The sequence below is a fragment of the Herbaspirillum camelliae genome, assembly GCF_001929405.1.
Classification (GTDB): Bacteria; Pseudomonadota; Gammaproteobacteria; order Burkholderiales; family Burkholderiaceae_D; genus Herbaspirillum; species Herbaspirillum seropedicae.
This window is the reverse complement of the sequence record NZ_KV880769.1, coordinates 1982885-1997094: the sequence shown is the minus strand read 5'-3', so window position 1 is coordinate 1997094 and position 14210 is coordinate 1982885. Positions and strand designations below refer to the sequence as shown.

Genomic DNA, 14210 nt, shown 5'->3' with positions numbered 1-14210 from the left:
CGCTATTGAAGCTCTTTACGGAGTTAGGAATAATAGTCAGATATGACAATTATATTGCTGAATCCGACATGCGCGATTTCACCATCCTCATCCTTCCAGGCGCCTACAGCGCCAGCGTGGCGGTTACACAGGACATCCTCGCTGCCGCAGCAGCGGTGGCGAGGCACATGAATTGCCCAGGCCCCGCATGGCGGACGGTCTCACCGGATGGCGGCCTTGTACCATTGAGCGCAGGCTTGTCCATTGATACCCAGCCTCTCCCCAGGCCACGCAAGGATGATCGTTCGCTATGGATAGTGCCTGGCCTGGGACTCGGTGGGGTTGATGAGATCAACGCCGTCCTATCCAGCAGTGCAAGTGTTCGATCGGCAGAGGTATTGAAGCGCCACGTCGAGAATGGCGGGTGCGCCGCTGCTTCCTGTTCGGGTGTATTCCTGCTGCAGGCGGCAGGCCTGCTGCAAGGTCGGCGCGCGACGACATCATGGTGGTTGGCGCCGCAACTGGCAAAAATCGCGCCAGATTGCATCGTCGAATCCGACAGGATATTGGTATGCGATGGCGCCATCACCACCGCCGGAGCCGCCTTTGCGCAGACGGACCTGATGCTTCATCTCATCCAGAAGCGATTCGGCGAGTCGCTTGCACAGACCGTATCCAAGGTGTTGTTGCTAGACAGACGGCAAGCGCAATCCATGTTTGTGGTGCCATCCATGCTAGCCAGCGGCAACACCTTGCTGGAACGTCTGACCACGCGCATAGAGCGCACTCTCCCTAACGTTCTCAGTGTTGCCGGACTAGCCCGTGAGTTCGGCATGTCCGAACGTACCCTGGCCAGGCGGGTTCGCGCGGCAACAGGTGCAGGACCCTCGGCATTGATACAACAGATTCGGCTCAATCTCGCCAGAACCCTGCTTGCAGACAGCCGTCTCCCGTTGGAGGCCATTGCCGCGCGCGTGGGCTATGAGGACCCCAGCGCGTTGTGGCGCTTGATGCGAAAACTGACGGGACGCAGCCCGGGAAAATTTCGCTCAGACTAAAGGTCGGGCAAGCAGAAGCGGACACCTCTGATTTGCCGACATCTCAATGATCACAGTACGGCGCTTCCTTCAGCAAGGTCGGCCATATCGCCGCCCAGTCTCCCTCATGGGATAGCCCTGGCAGCACTCTCTGATGCGCGCAGGCTCCGACCTGCTGGACGAACGCCGTGGCAAACCGTTGCGGCACGATGACGTCGTCGCTTCCACTGAAATGAAGCTGCGCAATCCCAGCTACGCGGCTTGCCACATCGATGGCGTTGAGTGAATCCGACATCGGCGTCACCTTGTGCCAGCGGTTCAACGCTACGTGATCCAGATTGCCCGCCACCGTGCGCACGGTGGCCACATCGTTGCGGCGTGCGGCGATCAACACCGCGATGGCGCCGCCGCCGGAATATCCGACCAGATTGACACGCTGGCCAGGAACGCGGTCAAGGTAATGCCCGACCGCCTCGTTCATCGCCGCTACCACCTCGGGAGCAAATCGTTTGCCCGTCCAATAGCCGACATTGCAGGCGGGGTTGCTGGCCATGGGCGTGAATTGGCAAGGCCGCGCCAGGTAGACCACGTTGGCGCTGTTGTCCGCCGCCGCCAGCGACAATCCCAAGGCTTTGCGCGGAGTGGGATCTGCGGACGGCTCGTAGCGGCTACGCCAGGCCAGGCCATCGCCCTCGATATACAGGTTCAATGGCTGGTCCGGGCGGGTGATGCGCACATAGGCGGTCAGCAGGAAGGGGCCGTTCCTGGTGGCTTCGCGCCGCAGGCCAGCCGCTTGCGTCAACGCATCGGCGTTCGCCAAGGGGTCGCTGGCGCAAGCGGACAAGAGCAGCAGCAGGGCTGCAATGAGCAGACGGCTCGTGACTGGCATCGTGTCAGCGTGAATTGATCTTGTGTTGATGAACATGCCGGGAAACATGGCGACTGAAGACAGCTCCTTCATAGGTCCGGCCAGGCCGGGATCGAGTCCTACGATGAAATGCGAAAGCCGGGTTCCTGCGGCTATACCTTCTCCAACACAACGACGCTCCAGCTTACATCAGTCCGATCGAACATATCTGGACGTTCGCTGAGGTGTCGCGCCTGCAAACCGGATTGCGCCGCCAGTTCAACAGTTTCGTGCGGTGAGACATCAAACATCTGCCTGCCAGGAGGAACAGGACCATGCCGCAATGTCATCATGACCTTCCCCTTGGGACGCAACAACCCGGCAATCGCTTGCATCGCAATTTCGCGCTCCTGTTTTTCCAGATGCATCCATACCGCGGTAAGCAATATCAAGTCAAAAGTTCGCGCCAGTTGCCTGGCTACCTGCAGATCAGGAAGATGGTCATCAATCCAGTGGATATCGAGCATGGCGTGACGTCGCTGGCCTTCTTCTCGCAATTCCTTGGAGGGTTCTATTGCCGTGACAGCATGCCCCTTGCGCGCCAGCGCGGCGGAGTCGCGACCAGAGCCTGCGCCTATATCGAGGATTTCGCTGGGCCGGGCTGGAAACAAATGGAGGACGTCATGATGGAGGGCCTCGAATTCGATGCTTTCATACTGCGTTGCCAACATCGCCGCGTTTTCTCCATAGCCGGCGGTGCCTGCCACTTTCTTTTCCATCTTCTTCCTCTCGTTCTCAACACTCATCAATGGCGCTGGTTGCTGCTGGTTGCTGCTGATTGCTGCTGATTGCCAGCTACCGCTTGTTCTCCCACCCGCTGATTTCCAATGCGTGCGTCTCCACCCACGTATCCAAAGCACAAACGATGCTGCTCAGCGATACGCCCAGCGGTGTCAGTGAATATTCAACATGTGGCGGAACGGTCTGGTAGCTCATGCGACTCACCAGGCCATGTTGCTCCAGTCGGCGCAAGGCCTGGATCAGCATCTTTTCCGATACGCCACCAATGCGCCTTCTCAACTCGGCTGTTCGGTAGGTCTTCTCGCTTAACGCATGCAAGACGAGCAGGGTCCATTTTTCGGCCAGCAGCGCCAGCACGTCCCGCGCGGGACAATCGGCCAGAAACACACTGCAGTCAATCTGGCGGAATTTTTTTCTCTCTTTTTCCATACTTACCATCAGGTTAGTACTTTAACTATCGTAACTTAGGGCTCACTATTATCAGCCACAAGTTGCCTGTCGCGGCAATTGATGTCGTTGATGCTGTTTATCTTACTTTTTATGGTGATAGTGATGAAACTGATTGTCCTGATTTTCGCATCCGTACTCTCGGCAATGAGTGCGGCAACCGTCCACGCTGCCGATGGCCCGCAATTGACGGCACCACAAACCTTCTCTCAAGCTCCGGGGATTTATCGCGTGCTTGTTGGTGACTTCAAAGTCACTGTACTAACCGACGGTACCACCCCCGTGCCTTTCGACCAGATCATGCATGGCATGGACAAGCACGCGCTAACCGCCCAATTCCGCAATGCCGGGGAACCGGTGAATCGTGAAACCTCCATCAATGCCTTTCTGATCGATACCGGCGAACGACGCATTCTGATCGACAGCGGCGCCGGCAAGGTCTTTGGTTCTTGCTGCGGCCATCTGGTCGAGACGCTCAAGATCGCCGGCTATGATCCCGCCTCCATTGATGCGGTGCTGTTGACGCATGTCCATGGCGACCATTCGGCAGGTCTCGCCCGGGACGGTGAAAGGCAGTTTCCCAACGCGGATGTCTTCCTGGCCAAGAGCGAGCTGGATTACTGGATGAGTGATTCGGCCAAAGCGCAGGCCAAGGCCAGCCACCAGCAGATGTTCGTTGAAGGACGGGCAGCGCTGGCGCCTTATCTGGCGGCGGGACGCATCAAGACATTCAGCGGAAGAACGACGCTGTTCCCGGGCATCGAAGCCATTCCGGCGCCGGGCCACACGCCGGGGCATAGCTTCTACGATATCCAAAGCCGAGGTCGTCGGATGCGGATCGTCGGCGATATCATCCATGCCGCAGAGGTACAACTTCCCCATCCGAACGTGACCGTGGATTTCGATGCGGACGAGGCGCAGGCCGCCCGAACCAGGATAGCAGCGCTGGAAGATCTGTCGCAGTCGCATGAACTGGTAGCGGGACCGCACCTCTCCTTTCCTGGACTGGGGCATATCCTCCGCGCGGGAGATGGCTTTGCCTGGGCGCCCATTCCTTATTCGGCCGTCGTGCGGGACGTGGGCAACTGAGGACAGATCCTCTTCATCGCTCCCTCAGTCCGGCAAGGAACGGATTGCCTCCAACAAGAAATTGGCCGATTTGGGTGCCGGCCTGGAACGATTAGTGATGGCATAGACCTTGTTGGCCGTGGGCAGGTCAATCCGGCGCATCTGTATTACCTTGTCTGCGTGCCCAGCCTTGGCCGTGAACTGATCGACCACCGCGATGCCAATACGCGCCTCCACCAGCGATCGCGCCAAGGTATAGGTCTGCACCGTGACCTTGACATCGGGAGGGGGAGACACGCCTGCCAGCCACGCGGATACCGACGCTCCCAGATGGGAGCGGATATCGATGGAGATGAAAGGCTGTCCCGCAATCTCATCTGGCGTGATGGGGGTATCGAGCCGCTCGTGCGGCCACCACTTGGCCGGCGCGATGGCATAGATATCACAGTCGCACACGACCGTGGTGATCAGGTTGGGATGCGAGATCGGCTGCATGGTCAGGGCGATATCGACCTCGTTGAGCAACAGCGAGTACAGCAGTTCGCGAGTATGCGAGGCCGACAGCAGGCATTCCGAATCGGGATGCGCCTGGCACCACAATGCCACGGCCTTGGGCGCAAGGTGATGTGCAATGGCCGGCGTGGCCGCAATGCGCAAGGGCGCCTCGCTCCCGCTGGCGAGATTGCTGACCACCCGCCGGATGCGCGCCAGCTGCTCGTCAAACGGCTGCAGTTCCTGCTGCAGCCGTAATGCTTCCGGGGTGGGAACGAGCTTCCCGCCCGCACGCAGAAACAATGCAAAGCCCACCGTTTGTTCGGCGTGTCGCAGCATCTTGCTGATGGCCGGCTGCGTCACATTGAGCAATCTTGCCGCCCCGATGGCGCTGCCGGTCTGCATGATGGCGCTGAAAATCTCGATATGACGCAAGCGCATGGCAGCTCCAGACAATGGAAAAACAAGTATATAACCTAAGGTTATGGGGCAGCAATTTCTTCTCATTGGACGATGGCCAGCCCGCTCTCCTATAGTCCACACATGCAGGTGACGGCTCGGCTTGCCGATCATCCGACATCAAGAAAATCGACAATATTGAGGAGAAGATGCCAATGACAACTACGCGAGCGCAGAAGATGATCTGCCTGTCGGCCCTATTCCTGGCCTGGGCCGTGGGCTATGCAGACCGCATCGTGATGAGCACGGCGATCATACCGATCAGCAAGGAATTCGCCCTTGATGCGCAGCAGGCCGGCATGGTGCTCAGCGCCTTCTATGTCAGCTATGCGCTCATGCAACTCATGGGCGGCTGGCTGTCCGACCGCTACGGCTCACGCATCGTCGTTGTCATGTGTGTGGTGGCCTGGTCCTTGTTCACCGGGCTCACCAGCATGGCCTGGTCATTCGCCTCACTGCTGCTGATCCGCTTCCTGTTTGGCGCTGGAGAAGGATGTTTCTCCCCTGCCAGCTCGGTCACCGTCGCGGAAGTCTTTCCGCAACAAGAGCGTGCACGCGCCAAATCCTTTCTGATCTCCACGGTCTTTCTGGGCAATGCCGTCGGCTCAGGAATGGTGGCGCTGACGGTGGTCTATCTCGGCTGGCGCGGCACCTTCCACATTCTTGCCTTCGTGGGCATGATCGTGGCCGCAATCCTGTGGCTGGCGCTGAGAAGCGGCATGGCCGCGCAACAGGCAAAAGGCGCCGCGCGCCCAAGGAATCAACTGCGCGAGCTGGTCAAGAATCCCACCGCCTTGCGCCTGACCGCCATCTGGTTCTGTACCAGCATCGTCTATATCGGGATGATCTCCTGGATGCCCTCCTTTCTGCTGAAGGTGTATCAGATCGATCTGCTGCACATCGGCATCGCATCGGCGATCCCTTATCTGCTGGCGTTTCTGGGCACCAATGTAGTGGGCTGGCTGCTGGACAAGCACGGCAAGGGGCGTGAGAAGTACTTCATGATGGGTGGCGCGCTTGGTTGCGCGGTGTTTCTGGCGCTCATGATCTCGACCTCCGTCATCGAGTTGCTGGTGATCTACTGGACCTTGTGCCTGCTGTCCTTCAATTTTGTCTACGCCACCGTCTTTTCCGTCCCGCTGAAGCACTTCCCTTCGCACCTGATCGGCAGCGCCACTGGCCTGATGAATTTTGGCGGCCAGCTGGCAGGCTCAGTCGCGCCGGTGGTCATGGGCAGCCTGATCGTCGCGTTCAATGGCGCTTACCTGGCCGCCTTCTGGTTCCTGGTGGGTGCTGCCCTGGTGTCCTTCCTCATTGCCATGACCTGGCGGCTGGCGCCGCCATCGGCACCATCGGCACCCATTCCGGAGACGGCGTCTTCCCACACCTCCTGATTCTTTCAACAAGCTCACACGAGAAATACAGATGCAAAACAGTCCAGAATTCGATCTGCTGATCACCGGCGGAACGATCATCGATGGCAGCAAGGCGCCACGATTCCACGCCGATATCGGTGTTCGCCATGGCCGCATTGCCGAGATCGGCAATCTGTCGCATCGCCAGGCGGCGCAAAAGATAGACGCCAGCGGAAAAATCGTCGCGCCTGGCTTCATCGATTCCCATACCCATGATGATCAGGCGGTGCTATCGCAACCCGACATGACATTCAAGATCTCGCAGGGCGTCACCACGGTGATCACTGGGAACTGCGGTATCAGCATCGCACCGCTGCGCGCCGGCACGCCGTTGCCGGCGCCGCTCAGCCTGCTCGACGATGCCGACGGGACCCGCTTTGGCACATTCAGCAGCTATCTGGACGCCCTGCGCCAGACGCCATCGGCAGTCAACGTCGCGGCCATGGTGGGCCATTCAACCTTGCGTGTGATGACGATGGATTCGCTGGAAAGAGAAGCCCGACCAGACGAGATCAGCGCCATGAACGCCCTGCTGGATGAAGCACTGGAAGCCGGCGCCATCGGCATCTCCACCGGAACCTACTACCCGCCGGCGGCGCATGCGAGCACCCAGGAAGTCATCGATGTGTGCCGTCCCATTGCCGGGACCGGCGCACTCTACGTCACGCATATGCGCGACGAGGCCGACAAGTCGATGGAGGCGCTGGAGGAGAGCTTCCTGATCGGCCGGGAGCTGAATGCACCGGTGGTGATTTCGCACCACAAGTTGCAGCGTGCACATAACTTCGGCAAGTCCTCCGAGACCCTGGCGCGCATACGCCAGGCCATGCAATGCCAGTGCGTGGCACTGGACTGCTATCCCTACAACGCCAGTTCCACCATGCTGCACCGGGACCCCAAGCGCTTGGTCGGGCGCATCTTGATCAGCTCAAGCAAGCCGCATCCGGAGCAAGCTGGCCGCGAGCTCGATGCCATCGCCGCCGAATGGGGCGTGAGCAAGGAAGAAGCCGCAGCGCGCCTGCAGCCCGCCAGCGCCGTCTATTTCGGCATGGATGAAGCTGACGTACGCAACATCCTCGCTTTCGACGAGACCATGATCGGATCGGACGGCATCCCCACCGGGGAAAAGCCGCATCCCCGGCTGTGGGGAACCTTTCCCCGCATCCTGGGGCATTACAGCCGGGATCTCGGGCTCTTCGATCTGGAAGTCGCCGTCTGGAAAATGACGGACCTGACCGCGCGCAATTTCAAGCTCCACGAACGTGGCACGCTCGAGGTCGGTCATCACGCCGACATCGTGGTGTTCGATGCGGCCACGATTCGGGATACCGCCAGTTATGAAACTCCTGCAGAACCCGCCCAAGGCATCGATGCCGTCATCGTCAATGGCGTGGTGACATGGCGCCACGGACGACACATGGGGGCAAGGGCGGGCCGCGTAATTACTCGTCACGTGGCGGGCAAGCGGAGCGATCAAGCGCCCTGCCGCTCCGAGGCAAGCAGCTGACCAGGCCACCAGAGGATCGATCATGAAATATCACAGCAACAACACTTCATCATTCGCGCGGGCGTCGTCAATTGTCTTGACCGCCATGCTGCTGGGCGCCATGACGCCAACATCCTTCGGCCAGGACAAGGAAACGGCGAGCCAGCGCAAGCTGGCACAAGACCCGGTCTTCGAAGCCTCCATCACCCATCTCCAGTCCGCGCAGGACGCCGGACGGGCGACCTCACGCAGCCTGGTGCTGGCCTATCTTGCCCGCATCCGCGCCTACGACCAGCAAGGCCCGTCACTCAACACCATCGTCACGCTCAATCCCAAAGCGCTTGAAGAGGCAGACCAGCTCGACCGCGAGCGTCGCCAGTCCGGACCTCGCGGTCCCCTGCACGGCATCCCTATCCTGGTCAAGGACAACTACGACACCGTGGACATGCCCACCACCGGCGGGACACTGGCCCTGGCCACCCTGCAGGCCCAGGCGGATGCTTTCCAGGTCAAGCGTTTGCGTGAGGCTGGCGCGGTCATCCTCGGCAAGACCACGATGCACGAATTGGCCGCCGGGGTGACTACAGTCTCCTCCCTGACAGGATTCACCCGCAATCCCTATGACCCGCGACGTGCACCGGGAGGCTCCAGTGGCGGCACCGGCGCTGCCGTGGCGGCAAGCTTCGCCGCAGCGGGGATGGGCAGCGACACCTGTGGCTCGATCCGCATCCCGGCTGCGCATCAAAACCTGTACAGCTTGCGCACGACGCGCGGATTGGCCAGCCGCAGCGGCGTCATGCCGCTGTCCTCGACCCAGGACGTCGCCGCCCCGCTGGCAAGGTCGGTGGAAGATCTTGCGATCATGCTGGACGCCACGGTGGGCAGCGATCCGCAGGACAGCTCCACCGTGGACGCCAATGGCCACGTCCCCAAGTCGTATCGGGACGGTCTGCGGTCCGACAGTCTCCAAGGGGCCAGGATCGGCGTCATCCGCGCACTCTTCGGCACAGCGCCCGAGGATGCGGAAGTTACTGCCGCCATCAACAAGGCGCTGCAACAACTCAAGGACCAGGGCGCGATTGTCAGCGACGTCACCATCCCGGAACTCGACGGCTTGCTCAGCGGCAGCAGCATCATTCCCTATGAGTTCAAATATGACCTGAGCGCTTATCTCCAGAGTCATCCGGGCGCTCCGGTCGGCAGCCTTGGCGAGATCCTGGCGCGGGGCATGGAGCATGAGCTGCTCGAGCCGGGCTTGCGCCTGCGCAACAGCGTGGACCTGCAGAACCCGAAGGACAAGGAGGAGCTGGAGAAGGTGATGCATAAACGGAGCGCCTTGAAGAGCCTGATGACCGATGTCATGCAGAGAAACCATCTCGATACGCTCGTCTATCCCACCATCCAGCGCAAGGCCGCCTTGATCGGAGAGCCGCAAGGCGGCGCCATGAATTGCCAGCTGAGCGCCACGACGGGATTGCCGGCGCTTGCCTTGCCGGTCGGCTTTACCGAAGACGGCTTGCCGGTATCGCTGGAGCTGCTGGCGCCGGAATTTGCAGAGCCCGCCTTGCTCGGCCTTGCCTATGGATGGGAGCAAAAGATCGGCCCACGGCGGCCGCCGTTCAGCACGCCGGCCCTGGTCGCAGGCAAAGCGCCGGGACTCAGGCGCGTCAAGCCCATCGTGCTGGCGCAGCCCGGCGATGCATCGGTACGCGTAGAGCTTGCCTACGATCCGGTCACCGCCCGGCTGGACTATCACGCCAGCGCCAGGAAGGTGGCGGCGTCCGACGTGATCAGCCTGGCGCTGCAGCGCGGCGAGGCCGACAAGCCGGGACCGGTGGTCGCCAACCTGCTGCGGCAACACCAGAAGAGCGTCAAGGCATCGGTCGTACTGCAGGGAAACGACCGGGAAGCGCTGCTGGCAGGGAAGCTCTACGTGGATTTCTACACACGAAGCGCTCCCTTGGGAGCTGGACGCCAGCCGCTGGTGCTGGCTGACTGAGGATGCACGGGGCTGCCGCCGGGTCGTATTTGACGGCAAAGCAATCATAGCTGTAGATGCCTCACGAGCTACCACGACCGTGCTCGCCAATTGGGCTAGCAAAAAAGAACTGAATCTTTCAGTGGATCAATTCAGAGTCGCAGGATCGGGGGGGATGGTTTCCTCGGCGCTACAAGACCGGGTTACGCGCTCGCTTGAGCAGCTCCTCGATCTGCTGTCCCTGTAATGCGTTTATCGTGCCACGTTCAAGCGCTAAAGGAATGTTGCGCAAAGCAAGCTCACGATACAAGTCAGCAGCGGCTGCGTCGGTTTCGTCCAGTGAAGCCACATGCTTCTGGATCGTTCCTCTATCCCCCCGCGCTACACAACCTCCCATGCCATTTGCGAGTCCAGCGTGCTGCACTGCTGCGACGGTACCCCGGAGAAGCGGCATCAGTGCATCCATGGCTTGACGCTCTGAGGCACCAAAGTGCGCCCACAGCTTCGCGCCCTCTTTCAACAGCGCAATCAGGAAGGGGCCTACGTAATATGCTGATGCATGATAGAGCGGGCGGATACCAGCTGGCAGAGTCATCGGCACACATCCGATACACCGTGCCAATGCTTCCAATTTTCCCAGCAAAGCTTCTTCCGCTTCAATTCCGACCGTGCAACCTGGGAGTCCTGAAAGGGCTACATCTGGGTTGGCAAACATCTGCAAGGGATGAAATCCTCCAATCAAAGCTCCGCGCTCTTTTGCAGATGAGAGCGCCGAAACTTCAGTGGCTCCCGAGCAATGGACTACGGCTGTTCCAGGTCTCCACGATACCTCTTCACAGACTTTGCCAATCACATCGTCGGGCACGGTCAAAAAGACAATGGATGCTTGATCCGCGACTTCCTGAGGCGAGCTCACGATTCTGGAATCCGGGCAGCGCCCATGGAATTGGGCAAGATTGGCGTCGCTTCTGCTGCAGATCGCCACAACAGAATGTCCGGCCTGCGTAAATGCTTCCGCGAGCGTCTGAGCGACCTTGCCAGCCCCTACGAACCCGATTCGAGAAAATGGATTATCTGTGCCCATGACTTATCTCGGATAGACGTTCCAATCCCGCGAGGTTTTCGGCCTACAACGAGCCTCACGGCGCCGCCCCTCAGCGTTAAATGGCCAGAAGTGGCTCTAGCCAAAGCGGCAACTATTGATGCGTTCTCCGGGATCTTGCATATAGTTGCGTATCACAACCATATACCAGGCCAAGTCGTTTAGCAACGACCAATTTCATGCATGGCGGCCTCAGCGTTGATGGATCGACTCTTATCTCCGCAGCTTCGATTGATCCGAATAGCGTGTTTGACCTATGCCGGTTCCGATCTTGGCCGATGGATCTACCTGGTTCCTGCTTGTGTTGCCTCTTGGCTTCGCGTTTCCAGATCGTGCTGAGCTTGCGCCGTGAGATTGGCGAGAACCTGCGTTTGCACAACGGCGCTGGCACCATCCTCTTTTCCCAGGGCAATCCAAGTGCGTCGGCAAGACGCTTCAACAGCTTGCGCAGGAGCGCAACACCGATCTGGTCAGCGCCGCCATTGAGGTTCCTTCCTTTCCGGTTATTGGGCTTCTTGTGGATTTAGTCGGATTGGTTGATGGACAATCTCTCCCCGGGAAATAGGTCGGGTTGCCAGATGTTTTTGTATCGATTTTTCTATAGTCATAAGATCCGGAAAACTAATTTAGACATGGCCGCTTCTGGCCGGCAATAGACGTCCGATGCTTCTCTCATATTGCAGACATCCAGCCGTTGGCTTCAATATTTGCCAAAGCATCTTCAAAATGTTCCATTGCTATATCGCAGTTGACGCGATAGCCTCCCTTCGGATGAGCACCATCGATTTTGGCACTCAAAACTCCCGGAGTATTAACGAGCATTGCCAGTAGCTCGTCTTGCTCTTTAATCGCAGATAGTGCATTGCCTTCAAGTCTTATGAGTCTTAAATAGCCCATCATTTCACTTTATAAAGTTGATCTGGAACGTCCGTTCTGGCCGAACGCAGACTTCATTTCGCAAGATTAAAACTCACCAGGAACAATCAGTTCTTCAGGTAAGACGGAGGGAACGATGTCGAGCAGTTCTCTTGGAATAAATTGGACAAGATGCCCCTCGTCGTCGGCCAGGCAGTTGTATCCGGCGACAAAGTGAGCCACATGGCTGAGATAATGGAGGACAAGCTCTCGATACGGTTCGCTTACTCGCTCCGGATTGGCCTTGCGCAGTTGCTCATATGCTCGTTGAAGAAAGATGGGAACGACTGCGTAGTTCTTGCTCAGATACAGGCCCGTGATTTGATTCACATAACCGACAAGCGGGTAGGCAGAGCTCGACATGCGGTAGCACTGATCCGGTACCAGGCATGGAGAATTGATATGTTCCTGAAAACGCTTGATCGTCCGCCGAGCCTCTTTGGCTCCTTCATTTTCGTTCGACATAGGCTTCCTGATGCTTGATTGGCTGACATCGGCATATTACCGGCTTTGACAGATACTTATGTCCGATTCTGGCCGACTGCACACATTAATTTCCAGCTTCGCCAAACTGAAACTAAGAAGACCCATCTACCTGTCGCCAAATTTCATCTGAAGCTTATCTTTCCAAGCCAGTAAAAGGGCCGCAATCGAATGATCGCCCGCAATATTTTCGGAAAGCCCCATCCGCTCGGTCGTTATTTCGCTCAGGTACCCAGCGATATCGTTTTCCTTGGCATCGGACTTCAGCAATGAAAAAACCTTCGGCACATAATTTGCATATTCATCGCGCGCATCAGGCACATGGGCGACTCCAATCGGGTCCCACAGATAATGCAGAATCTCATCTATACGTTGATGCAGTTCGGCATCATGAGCAGTAACAGACATTCCTATCCTCTTCAATTCGATATCCAGCTCATGGTGGTATTTGGATACTCGTTCATCGCATCAGTCACGCCGCCAACACAGCATCAAAATAATGGTTCCCCCCCTCATCGACATACCCATTCCCAAGATGCATACCTGCTGCATTCAGCAGCCGCCTGTACTCCGCCTCCCCCAGAGACAGCGATAGCTGCCCTGTCTGGATATCTCTCCACTCGCATCGGATAGCAGGCGCACTAAACAGGAAGCGCCCGCCTGGCCGAAGAGCTTGCGCCACCTTTTTGATCATCCCTCGTTGATCACTCTCGGAAAGGAGGAAAAGAAGTCCCACCGCCACTGCACCGTCAAACTTTCTGCCAAAAAGCGTGCTCTCCTGTATCGTTTCACAAACCGCACGCGCTTGCGGGAAGCGATCGGAGAACATGGCCAGCAGTGTTGGGGAGGCATCGATCCCAAAGACAGTGAAACCAGCATCGATTAATGTTTGAGAAACCGGCACACCTGATCCGCAACCAATATCCACTACCTCGCTGCCGGGACCAAATTCAAGCGCCCACTGTCTCACGATCTCGCTACCAATATGGGAGCGAGCGGCAACAAATCCTTCCGCCACCGCTTCCCAGGCCTTTGCGTTGTCCATTGAGGGGTGCTCCTTCTTCTTCGAATTACCTGTCTATTGATTCGCCGCGGCCAGCCATCAGCCAGAACAGCAGCGCAGTGAAGCTCACGGCGGCGCCCAGAAAACACACGCCCTGCCATCCCCTGGCCGCATAGATTGCAGTGGTGGAAATGGCGCCCAGGCCACTGCCTACCGCGTAAAACAGCATATAGACGCCCACCAGCCGGCTATGCGCTTGCGGGCTGGTCCGGAAAATCATGCTCTGGTTCGTCACATGCAAAGCCTGACCTCCCAGGTCGAGCAGGATGATCCCCGCCACCAATGCCCACAAGGAAGACTCCATCAGCGAAAGCGGCCACCATGCCAGCAGCAGCACCGATAATGCAACTGCACTGGTGCGTTGCGCATGCCCCTGGTCTGACCATCTTCCGGCCTTCGATGCCGCCAGTGCCCCAATGACACCCACCAGTCCGAACGAGCCAATCACGGTGTGCGAGAAATGGTTGGGACTTGCGCTCAGCGGCAGGACCAGCGCACTCCAGAAAACATTGAAGGCGGCGAACATCAGCATTGCCAGCACACCACGCACCTGCAGCACTTTATCATCACGCAGCAAGCTCCACATCGACTTGATGAGTACCAGATACCTCAACCCGTTCGCTTGCACTGGTAGCGCC

15 protein-coding genes are annotated in these 14210 nt (G+C 58.5%); 5 read left to right on the top strand and 10 right to left on the bottom strand.

Translation table 11 applies throughout. The features are described from left to right. Nucleotides 1-5: 5 nt before the first annotated feature. On the top strand, nucleotides 6-1037 hold the full coding sequence (locus BGK68_RS08880) for a GlxA family transcriptional regulator (protein ID WP_324617599.1): 1032 nt from the start codon (nucleotides 6-8) through the stop codon (nucleotides 1035-1037). A 43-nt stretch (nucleotides 1038-1080) separates the two neighbouring features. Here the strand turns inward: BGK68_RS08880 and BGK68_RS08875 are convergent, their stop codons facing one another. The 3 genes from BGK68_RS08875 to BGK68_RS08865 all read right to left on the bottom strand — a co-directional run bounded on the left by BGK68_RS08875 (nucleotide 1081) and on the right by BGK68_RS08865 (nucleotide 3093). Continuing rightward, nucleotides 1081-1905 carry an alpha/beta hydrolase gene (locus tag BGK68_RS08875; RefSeq protein ID WP_075256796.1) on the bottom strand — a complete coding sequence of 275 codons (825 nt, stop codon included), beginning with the start codon at nucleotides 1903-1905 and terminating at the stop codon, nucleotides 1081-1083. Between the two features lie 131 nt (nucleotides 1906-2036). Beyond that, nucleotides 2037-2642: a class I SAM-dependent methyltransferase gene (locus tag BGK68_RS08870; protein WP_075259747.1), complete on the bottom strand. Its 606-nt coding sequence runs from the start codon at nucleotides 2640-2642 to the stop codon at nucleotides 2037-2039. A gap of 76 nt (nucleotides 2643-2718) precedes the next feature. Then, entirely contained in the window at nucleotides 2719-3093 is a 375-nt protein-coding gene (locus BGK68_RS08865; protein ID WP_069372993.1) for a winged helix-turn-helix transcriptional regulator, read from the bottom strand. A gap of 123 nt (nucleotides 3094-3216) precedes the next feature. Here BGK68_RS08865 and BGK68_RS08860 point away from each other — a divergent pair, with 123 nt between their 5' ends. Beyond that, a complete protein-coding gene (locus BGK68_RS08860) occupies nucleotides 3217-4200 on the top strand; it encodes an MBL fold metallo-hydrolase (protein WP_075259746.1) in 984 nt (327 codons plus the stop codon). Nucleotides 4201-4224: 24 nt separating this feature from the next. Here BGK68_RS08860 and BGK68_RS08855 read toward each other — a convergent pair whose 3' ends face one another. Next, the gene (locus BGK68_RS08855) at nucleotides 4225-5112 is read right to left on the bottom strand and encodes a LysR family transcriptional regulator (protein ID WP_075256795.1); all 888 of its coding nucleotides are present in this window, start codon (nucleotides 5110-5112) and stop codon (nucleotides 4225-4227) included. A gap of 173 nt (nucleotides 5113-5285) precedes the next feature. On the opposite strand from BGK68_RS08855, the gene BGK68_RS08850 reads away from it, so the two are divergent. From BGK68_RS08850 to BGK68_RS08840, 3 genes are read left to right on the top strand one after another with little or no spacing between them, the layout of a single operon-like run. Next, nucleotides 5286-6524 carry an MFS transporter gene (locus BGK68_RS08850; RefSeq protein WP_233149271.1) on the top strand — a complete coding sequence of 413 codons (1239 nt, stop codon included), beginning with the start codon at nucleotides 5286-5288 and terminating at the stop codon, nucleotides 6522-6524. Nucleotides 6525-6555: 31 nt separating this feature from the next. Next, the gene (locus BGK68_RS08845; protein WP_075256793.1) at nucleotides 6556-8052 is read left to right on the top strand and encodes an N-acyl-D-amino-acid deacylase family protein; all 1497 of its coding nucleotides are present in this window, start codon (nucleotides 6556-6558) and stop codon (nucleotides 8050-8052) included. A 22-nt stretch (nucleotides 8053-8074) separates the two neighbouring features. Continuing rightward, a complete protein-coding gene (locus tag BGK68_RS08840) occupies nucleotides 8075-10030 on the top strand; it encodes an amidase (protein WP_075256792.1) in 1956 nt (651 codons plus the stop codon). A 169-nt stretch (nucleotides 10031-10199) separates the two neighbouring features. Here BGK68_RS08840 and BGK68_RS08835 read toward each other — a convergent pair whose 3' ends face one another. The 6 genes from BGK68_RS08835 to BGK68_RS28255 form a co-directional block, all read right to left on the bottom strand. Then, nucleotides 10200-11093 (bottom strand): Rossmann-like and DUF2520 domain-containing protein, encoded by an 894-nt coding sequence (locus tag BGK68_RS08835; protein ID WP_075256791.1) that lies wholly within the window; start codon nucleotides 11091-11093, stop codon nucleotides 10200-10202. 690 nt (nucleotides 11094-11783) lie between these two features. Continuing rightward, complete coding sequence (locus BGK68_RS27400) at nucleotides 11784-12011, bottom strand: hypothetical protein (RefSeq protein WP_143433000.1); 228 nt, start codon at nucleotides 12009-12011, stop codon at nucleotides 11784-11786. A gap of 63 nt (nucleotides 12012-12074) precedes the next feature. Beyond that, nucleotides 12075-12491 carry a hypothetical protein gene (locus BGK68_RS27395; protein WP_143432999.1) on the bottom strand — a complete coding sequence of 139 codons (417 nt, stop codon included), beginning with the start codon at nucleotides 12489-12491 and terminating at the stop codon, nucleotides 12075-12077. Between the two features lie 126 nt (nucleotides 12492-12617). Beyond that, nucleotides 12618-12917, bottom strand: coding sequence for a hypothetical protein (locus BGK68_RS08825; protein ID WP_075256789.1), 300 nt, complete (start codon nucleotides 12915-12917; stop codon nucleotides 12618-12620). A 64-nt stretch (nucleotides 12918-12981) separates the two neighbouring features. After that, nucleotides 12982-13554, bottom strand: coding sequence for a class I SAM-dependent methyltransferase (locus tag BGK68_RS08820; protein WP_075256788.1), 573 nt, complete (start codon nucleotides 13552-13554; stop codon nucleotides 12982-12984). A gap of 25 nt (nucleotides 13555-13579) precedes the next feature. Further along, nucleotides 13580-14210, bottom strand: a 631-nt coding sequence (locus BGK68_RS28255) for an MFS transporter (RefSeq protein WP_233149270.1), incomplete at its 5' end; no start/stop codon positions are given.

Bases quoted from the DNA above. Each gene is read 5' to 3' on its own strand.
- BGK68_RS08875 (WP_075256796.1), bottom strand. From the start codon at position 1,905: ATGCCAGTCACGAGCCGTCTGCTCATTGCAGCCCTGCTGCTGCTCTTG.
- BGK68_RS08870 (WP_075259747.1), bottom strand. From the start codon at position 2,642: ATGGAAAAGAAAGTGGCAGGCACCGCCGGCTATGGAGAAAACGCGGCG.
- BGK68_RS08865 (WP_069372993.1), bottom strand. From the start codon at position 3,093: ATGGAAAAAGAGAGAAAAAAATTCCGCCAGATTGACTGCAGTGTGTTT.
- BGK68_RS08860 (WP_075259746.1), top strand. From the start codon at position 3,217: ATGAAACTGATTGTCCTGATTTTCGCATCCGTACTCTCGGCAATGAGT.
- BGK68_RS08855 (WP_075256795.1), bottom strand. From the start codon at position 5,112: ATGCGCTTGCGTCATATCGAGATTTTCAGCGCCATCATGCAGACCGGC.
- BGK68_RS08850 (WP_233149271.1), top strand. From the start codon at position 5,286: ATGACAACTACGCGAGCGCAGAAGATGATCTGCCTGTCGGCCCTATTC.
- BGK68_RS08845 (WP_075256793.1), top strand. From the start codon at position 6,556: ATGCAAAACAGTCCAGAATTCGATCTGCTGATCACCGGCGGAACGATC.
- BGK68_RS08840 (WP_075256792.1), top strand. From the start codon at position 8,075: ATGAAATATCACAGCAACAACACTTCATCATTCGCGCGGGCGTCGTCA.
- BGK68_RS08835 (WP_075256791.1), bottom strand. From the start codon at position 11,093: ATGGGCACAGATAATCCATTTTCTCGAATCGGGTTCGTAGGGGCTGGC.
- BGK68_RS27400 (WP_143433000.1), bottom strand. From the start codon at position 12,011: ATGATGGGCTATTTAAGACTCATAAGACTTGAAGGCAATGCACTATCT.
- BGK68_RS27395 (WP_143432999.1), bottom strand. From the start codon at position 12,491: ATGTCGAACGAAAATGAAGGAGCCAAAGAGGCTCGGCGGACGATCAAG.
- BGK68_RS08825 (WP_075256789.1), bottom strand. From the start codon at position 12,917: ATGTCTGTTACTGCTCATGATGCCGAACTGCATCAACGTATAGATGAG.
- BGK68_RS08820 (WP_075256788.1), bottom strand. From the start codon at position 13,554: ATGGACAACGCAAAGGCCTGGGAAGCGGTGGCGGAAGGATTTGTTGCC.